The organism is Hydrogenivirga sp. (genome assembly GCF_056450045.1).
The window spans coordinates 1-7319 of record NZ_JBWONM010000051.1 but is presented as its reverse complement, the minus strand read 5'-3'; the positions used below and the strand labels follow the sequence as shown (position 1 = coordinate 7319).

Below are 7319 nucleotides of genomic sequence, written 5' to 3'. Positions count from 1 at the left end.
CCATGAAGAGGGTGGCTTTGAAGACGCCGTGGGCTATCAGGTGGTATATGGCGAGGGCAAAGGCTCCCAGACCGCACTCCATTATCATGTACCCCATCTGTCCCACTGTGGAGTAGCCGAGAGCCTTCTTTATATCCGACTGCATAAGCATGAGTGTTGAGCCCAGAAGGGCGGTTATCAGACCCACCCAGAAGGCAAGGTGAAGTCCCATCTCGGCGCTGTAGAAGACAGGAGCAAACCTGTTTATGAGGAAGCCGCCTGCGTTGACTATGCCTGCATGCATCAGGGCAGAAACTGGGGTGGGACCTCCCATGGTATAGGGAAGCCAGACGTGAAGGGGGAACTGGGCTGACTTGGCAAAGGCACTGAGGACTATGAGGATGCCTATCAGCTCAACCTCAGAGCTCGGATCCGCCGACAGGAGGGATCCGCTGAGGGCTGCTATGTCAAGGGTTCCGAACTTCCTGTAGAGGAGGATTGTGGCGAGCAGGAGGGGCAGGTCCCCGAGCCTGTGAACGAGGAAGGTCCAGAGGGCGTACCGGGCTGAATCTCTGCTCCTGAGGTTGTGGGAGAGGAGGAAGAAGAGAAGCACCCCTATAAGGTGCCAGCCGGCGAAAAGGAGCAGGAGGTTCCCAGCGAGAACGGTTATGAGTATGGTGAAGGTCATCAGGTCAAGGAGGGAGAAGAAACGGGCGTAGCCCGTGTCATCCTTCATGTATCTGACAGAGTAGGCATGAACTATGAAGCTTATCGCAGATACAACGAGAGCCATGGTTGTGCTGAGGGCATCAACCCTAAGGCTCAGGAGGGAAGAAAGGCTGAAGGTATAGGGACCTGCGAGGAGAAACTCAAGCAAGAGGCTTGCGGAGAGGATAAAAGTTGCGAGGCTAAAGCCGAGGCTTATCCTTGAGGTTGTCCTCTCACTCCCCCGTCCAAGAAGGTAGGTCAGCAGGGAGGAAAGGGCTGGGGCTAAGGTAAGAAGTAGGGGAAGCATACTAACAGAGGAGGTTTACTCTCCGCCGTACTCTACGCTGTCTATCTCTTCCATGAACTGTTCTATCATGAAGGTCACATACTCTTTCAGCTCATCCACGTCCTTGTTCCAGTGGTCGGGCGCTATCTCTATGTCCTTCTCGTGAACGTCGTGCTCTTCGGTTATGTACTTGACCTTTATGTAGGGGTAGGGTGCATCCACCTTACAGCTCCCTCCCTCTTCAACTTCCTTGAAGCAGATCTCAATGTCTATGTCCGGGTTTGCCATCACGTCTTCGAGTTCTTTGGCGAGCTGATCAAACTTCTCCCTTATCTCCTGGTTCATTTCCATATCAGACCTCCAGCGGTTTTGATTATTATGTTAGCAGAATACCACTTTTATTTTTGTGTATAGAAGAACCCGCCGGAGGCGGGTCTTTCTCAGTCTCCCGTCTTGACCATCACCATCTCAATACAGTGTCTCTTCAGAAGGTCGGAGCACACGTAGACGCATATCTCGCAACCTTTGCACCTGTCGTACCACACCCAGGCTGTGTGGTCGCTCTCCTTGTAGTTCAGGCAGTTGGGCTCAGGGCAGAACAGGACACACTGCTTGCAGTTGTACTTGGCGCACTCCTTCTCGTTTACCTCCGCTACGAAATACATTCACAACCTCCTCAGGTAGCTACTTTCTCCTCTTCCTCCTCCACCCACTTATTCTCCTCAGCCAGCTTTATCGTGTGCTTTATGACCTCCATGTTCTTGGCGAGGAGTTCCTGCTTCTTCTTAAACTTCTTCTCTATTGCAGAGTCAAGGGCGGTCGTTCCACCAGAAGCCACAAAGCTACCACCGAGGAACCTCTCAACGAGAGCCTTCTCAATGTGCTCAAGGGTGACGAGCTTCGTGATACCGAAGAAGAGTCCTATCATAGCCATGTTTGTGGCAAGCTCCGTTCCGGCTATCTCCCTCGCTATCTGGGTGGCGGGTATCATGAATATCCTCGCGTTGAGCTCCTCAAGGACCCTCCTGTCCTCGTCGGGTATTATGTCCACGTCGCTGTTGATTATGACCATACCGTTTGGCTTTAGACCTGTGTAAAAGGGCATAGTGTAGGACTTACCGTGGGTTATGACCTGAGGGTGGTAGATCATTATGACGTTTGGATAGACGACCTCTCCCACCTCGTAGATGGGCTGGTCGGAGGCTCTCACGTAAGCCTCAACGGGTGCCATCCTCTTCTCAGAACCGAAGAAGGGGACGAGAGAGGCGTACTTACCGGCAGCGGACATGGCATTACCGAGTATGTGGGCTGAGGTAACGACTCCCTGACCTCCGACACCAGCTATCCTTATGTTGTACCTCTTCATGACTTGACCTCCTCTTTCTGCTTCTTCTCAAGCTCGGTGAGGTACTCCTTGACCTCGTCGGTCATCCACTCGTAGAACTTAAAGTCCTGCTTCTCCCTCTGCCTTGCGTCCTGGAGAACCTCCCTCGTGGGTATGGAGTACTCAATGTTGCAGGAAGTGTAGGCGTGGATGAAGGTGGGTCCGAACTCCCTTGCGGCGAGTATAGCCCTTCTGACTGTCTTCGCTATCCTCTTGGGGTTGGTCGGGGATATCCTCGCTACATAAACACATCCCGCTGTCTGGGCGAGTTCAACGGCGTTTATCTTGTCAAACTGCTTGCCCTTGGGAGCCATCTTGAGCTGTATCCCCTTGGGGGACATACCGCTCTCCTGACCACCAGTGTTACCGTAAACCTCGTTGTCCACCATTATGGTTGTGAACTTCTCCCTCCTGAACCAGGAGTGCATGGTCATTCCAAAGCCTATGTCCATCAGACCGCCGTCACCGGCTATGACAACGACGTCCTTGTTCTTGTCGGGGAACCTTATGGAGAGAGCCCTCTTGAGACCAGAGGCAACGGCGTTGGTGTCCCCGTAGTTACCGTATATGAAGGGAACCGCTGCCTGAGACAGGGCGAGCCTTGCGCATCCTGCCGTTCCGATGACTATGGTGTCCTCGGGGTTGGGAAGGGCTGCGTAGAAGACCCTTATGAAGTAAGCCATGTAACAGCCGGCACACATCGGGTGCTCTTCAACGAGCTCCTTGAACTGACCGAGCTGCATGACGTCAAACTGCTTGCCGAACTGCCCAAACTGGACCAGGTCAACGTAGTCCCTGGGCATGTATTTTTCAAATCCCGGTGAGATCTTTACGTACTCAAGTCCCATGATACACCTCCTTAATTGGTTTTAAGCATAGGTTTTTTCCCTCTTTATACCGAGGACCTTGTAAATCTCCTCCATAATTAGCTCAACGGGGAGGGTCATTCCACCGTAGACCCTCGGACCGTCAACGACTATACCGCTGTTGGGTATGACCGCCTTAACCTCCTTGGCGAGCCACCCCACTATGTTGTGCTCGGGAACTATGACAGCCTTGGCGTTCTTGAGAGCCTCCCTTATCTCCTTCTCGGGGAAGGGTCTGATGGACTTCACCTTCACCAGACCGACGTTAAGACCCTCCTGCTCGGCGTACCTCTGGGCTTCCCTTCCCTGAGCGGCGGCACAGCCGGAGGCTACTATGAAGACGTCAGCCTCGGGATTAACCACCTCAATCGGACCGCCGAGGTAGTGGTATATCCACTTCATAGCCCTTCTGTTGGCAGACCAGACCTCCTGCTGCCATACAGCGTGGATGAGGTAGCTCATGAAGTTTGACTTCTGAACCGGAGCGTCCCTCTGGATCCTCGCCGGCGGTATCTCACAGTCGGTTGGAGGAACGGGAGCCTTGTAGGGGTCCCTCGGCGGGAGCTTCATGTCCTCGGGCGGGAGGTCAACGTAGCCCTTGGCGTGGGTAACGAAGAAGCCCTCTGTCGCGACAACCACGGGAAGGTAAACGTCCACCTTCTCGGATATGACAAAACCAGCGAGGGTAAAGTCAAAGACGTCCTGCTGGTTCTCCGCGTGAAGAACTACCAGACCAGAGTGCAACAGGTAGGCAAGCTCAACGTTGTCGGGCTGGATTGAGAGGGGTGCGTTCACAACCCTCGTCATAACCCCCAGGACGGCAGGTATCCTGTGACCGGGCCAGGAGACTATAGCCTCAAGACCCCTGAGGAGCCCTGGTCCTGAGGTCGCCGAGAAGGCTCTCGCACCACCTCTGACAGCACCCGCTATGGCGGACATAGCTCCGTACTCTTCCTCCGCTCTGTAGTAGTCCTTCACGTACCCCTGACCGAAGAGGTCTCCGACAAGGTGCATCGTCTCGGACTGGGGGGTTATTGGGTAGGCGATGGCTACATCAACGTTCGCCCTTTTAACGGCTTCCGCAAAAGCCTGAGAGCCCGTTATAAACTTCCTCTCCCTCGGAGCCTCTAACAAAAGGTGCTCTGGCTCTACAACTCTTTGCTCAGGCATAACACACCTCCTAAACTAATTACTCTGTCTCTTCAACTATCTCGCCCTTCTTGGGCATGAGCAGTGCTGCATACTCTCCGAAGTCCAACGGAGATACCTTCGTCCACTCCTCCTTGGGCAGGGAGGGGTTCTCGGGTGGGGGCTTTGGCTCCCACTCAATTCCCAGCTCGTTCCTCACCTGAACGAGGACATCCTTGAATCTCCTTATCTCCTCAGCGTGGACGTCCCTGAGAGAGACCATCGCATCCTCGTGTCCCATCTCGGCACACAGGGCTATCGTGAAGCAGTTGGTTCCAGCCCTTATCATCCTCAGGGAGAGATTTGCGTAGTGGCAGTGAACGCCTACGAATATGCAGGCTTCAATCTTGTTGTGGAGTATGGTGAGGTTGGGGTGGTTGGGGTTTATCTCCGCCTCGGGGTCAATCTTCGGGTACTTCGGTCTGTAGTCTGGCATCGGGATTATACGGCAGTTGGGTATCTCCATCGCAAGCTCAAGCACCGCCTTAGCCTTTTCCATTGCACCCGCATTCCATCCCCAGAGGACCAGCGGACCGGGGAATATGGTCGGGTTCCTGCGGGTGAGCATAGCCTTTGCCGCCTCTCTCATGGCGGTCTCTTCATCAACTATCTCACCGTAGAGCAGAGCCTTTCCTGGAGGCGGGAGCTCAACCCCCATAAAGGCTCCGGGGGTGGGCATGTAGCCCGATGGACCTGGTGTTATAAGCTTTTCCTTCTCTTTATCCATTACTGAACCTCCACTCGCTTTTGCAGGAATGCCTACAATTTATAAGGATATCCTTATATTGTCAAGGCAAAAAGCATGAGATAGCTCAGAGATATAAAACGCCGTTTTATACATACCTCAGAGCTCCTTTATCACCTCAAGGAGGCACTCCCTCATCAGGTTCTCCGAAGGTGCTCCCATATCGGGCACCACATCAAAGTCCTTTCCGTAGCCCTGCTCCCTGAGCCTGTCAATGAGGAGCCTGTAAACCTTCTTCAGTCCCTCCTTCATGTCTATGCCTTCCTCAAAGATGTAGAGCTCGTCGTCCTCCCTGTAAAACTTCAGACCGTACCTGCTCGGCTCCTCTATCTTGAAGTCAACCCCTATGGCAAAAGCCTGACCGTAGTTTATAGCGCTCTCTTCTGGGAGGTAGTGCTGGGAGTAGCAGGAGAGGTGCACCTCTTTAAAGAGGTTCTTGTCGGTGGGGACTGCGGTTATGTAGAGAGCCCCCTCCTCAAGGGGCTCTCCCTTTGAGTTCCTTCCTATGAGCTGTATGAAGTAAGTCCACGACCTCATGGTGCTACCCAGTTGTCCTTCGTGAGGAGCTCTTCGGGCTCAACTTTCTCCTGAACCTTCTGGGATATCTTGTAGGAGCAGAACTCGGGTCCGCACATTGAGCAGAACTTTGCGGTCTTGTAGCCGTCCTGCGGGAGGGTCTCGTCGTGGTAAGCTCTCGCTGTCTCGGGGTCCATCGCAAGCTCAAACTGCCTGTTCCAGTCAAAGGCGTACCTTGCCTTTGACATCTCAAGATCCCAGTCCCTTGCCCCGGGCCAGTGCTTTGCCACGTCCGCAGCGTGAGCCGCTATCTTGTAGGCTATCACCCCCTGCTTGACGTCCTCAAGGTTCGGAAGACCGAGGTGCTCCTTGGGTGTTATGTAGCATAGCATCGCTGCTCCGACCGAACCTGCAACCGCAGCACCTATCGCACTCCCTATGTGGTCGTATCCCGGAGCCACGTCAAGGACGAGGGGACCAAGGATGTAGAAGGGAGCCTCCTTGCACCAGAGCTGTTGGATCTTCATGTTGAACTCAACCTCGTGTAGGGGAACGTGACCCGGACCCTCAACCATGACCTGGACATCGTGCTTCCAAGCCCTCTCAGTAAGCTCTCCGAGGACCTTCAGCTCTCCCAGCTGGGCATCGTCGGTGGCGTCCTCTATACATCCGGGTCTGAGGGCATCCCCGAGGGAGAAGGAGACATCGTACTTCTTGAATATCTCGCATATCTTGTCAAAGTTCTCGTAAAGGGGATTCTGCTTCCCATGCTCCGTCATCCACTGGGCGAGGATCGCTCCGCCCCTTGACACTATACCCATAACTCTGTGCTGGACCATGGGGAGGTGCTCCCTCAGAATTCCCGCGTGGATCGTCATGTAGGAAACACCCTGACGGGCCTGCTCCTCTATCACATCAAGTATCAGGTCAACTGTCAGCTCCTTGACATCTCCCTTTGCTATCTTCCAGGCTTCGTATATGGGAACGGTCCCGACGGGGACGGTGCTCGCCTCAATTATCGCCTGTCTCGTTTCGGGGATCGCATCCCCCGTTGAGAGGTCCATTATTGTGTCCGCACCGTACTTTATGGCTACCTTTGCCTTCTCCACCTCCGTGGGAATGTCCGAAGCCAAACCTGAGTTCCCTATGTTGGCGTTGACCTTGACCTTGGAGTTCATCCCTATGCACATGGGCTCTAAGTGGAGGTGGTTTATGTTTGCGGGTATTATCATCCTGCCGGCGGCTACCTCCTGACGGACGAACTCAGGGTACAGCCCCTCTCTCCTCGCCACGTACTCCATCTCCTCCGTGATTATCCCCTGCCTTGCAAGGTGCATCTGGCTTTTATTCCTAAACTTGCGTCTCTTCTCAATCCAATCAGCTCTCAGCATCTCCTTCCTCCTTTCAAGTGGTATGGATAAAAATTAAACTCAGGGACGTCCATGACAATATGATTTTGAAAGGGTTATCCTCTCAAAAACCTATGTGCACCGAACTTCTTTACGTAGGGAGAAACCTCCCCCCTCTCAACATAGGAGAGGATAGTATGGGCGCTCGCCGGTGTCCAGAGTATGCCGTTCCTGTAGTGCCCCACGCAGACAAAGTAGTTATCTCCAGCTTCAAAGATGGGTGCCTCGTCGGGTGTGC

At 53.8% G+C, this 7319-nt stretch carries 9 protein-coding genes and 1 pseudogene; all 10 read right to left on the bottom strand.

Going from position 1 to position 7319, the window contains the following annotated elements; genetic code table 11:
* The coding region (locus tag AC1HCM_RS02045; RefSeq protein ID WP_479460111.1) for an NADH-quinone oxidoreductase subunit 5 family protein at positions 1–994 on the bottom strand (994 nt) is incomplete at its 3' end.
* A gap of 15 nt (positions 995–1009) precedes the next feature.
* Positions 1010–1324, bottom strand: a complete 315-nt coding sequence (locus tag AC1HCM_RS02040; protein WP_479460110.1) for a hypothetical protein — start codon at positions 1322–1324, stop codon at positions 1010–1012.
* Between the two features lie 89 nt (positions 1325–1413).
* Positions 1414–1638, bottom strand: a complete 225-nt coding sequence (locus AC1HCM_RS02035; RefSeq protein WP_479460109.1) for a ferredoxin oxidoreductase — start codon at positions 1636–1638, stop codon at positions 1414–1416.
* Positions 1639–1649: 11 nt separating this feature from the next.
* Positions 1650–2339 carry a 2-oxoacid:acceptor oxidoreductase family protein gene (locus tag AC1HCM_RS02030; RefSeq protein ID WP_479460108.1) on the bottom strand — a complete coding sequence of 230 codons (690 nt, stop codon included), beginning with the start codon at positions 2337–2339 and terminating at the stop codon, positions 1650–1652.
* On the bottom strand, positions 2336–3205 hold the full coding sequence (locus AC1HCM_RS02025) for a thiamine pyrophosphate-dependent enzyme (RefSeq protein ID WP_479460107.1): 870 nt from the start codon (positions 3203–3205) through the stop codon (positions 2336–2338). Before AC1HCM_RS02025 ends, AC1HCM_RS02030 begins: the two co-directional genes overlap by 4 nt.
* 21 nt (positions 3206–3226) lie before the next feature.
* The gene (locus AC1HCM_RS02020) at positions 3227–4393 is read right to left on the bottom strand and encodes a transketolase C-terminal domain-containing protein (protein ID WP_479460106.1); all 1167 of its coding nucleotides are present in this window, start codon (positions 4391–4393) and stop codon (positions 3227–3229) included.
* A gap of 19 nt (positions 4394–4412) precedes the next feature.
* Positions 4413–5138, bottom strand: a complete 726-nt coding sequence (locus tag AC1HCM_RS02015; RefSeq protein ID WP_479460105.1) for a carbon monoxide dehydrogenase beta subunit family protein — start codon at positions 5136–5138, stop codon at positions 4413–4415.
* A 117-nt stretch (positions 5139–5255) separates the two neighbouring features.
* The gene (locus AC1HCM_RS02010) at positions 5256–5693 is read right to left on the bottom strand and encodes a hypothetical protein (protein ID WP_479460104.1); all 438 of its coding nucleotides are present in this window, start codon (positions 5691–5693) and stop codon (positions 5256–5258) included.
* On the bottom strand, positions 5690–7063 hold the full coding sequence (thiC, locus tag AC1HCM_RS02005) for a phosphomethylpyrimidine synthase ThiC (RefSeq protein WP_479460103.1): 1374 nt from the start codon (positions 7061–7063) through the stop codon (positions 5690–5692). The genes AC1HCM_RS02010 and thiC overlap by 4 nt, the downstream gene beginning before the upstream one ends.
* A gap of 74 nt (positions 7064–7137) precedes the next feature.
* Positions 7138–7319, bottom strand: a pseudogene (locus AC1HCM_RS02000) (glycine oxidase ThiO); the annotation flags it as partial.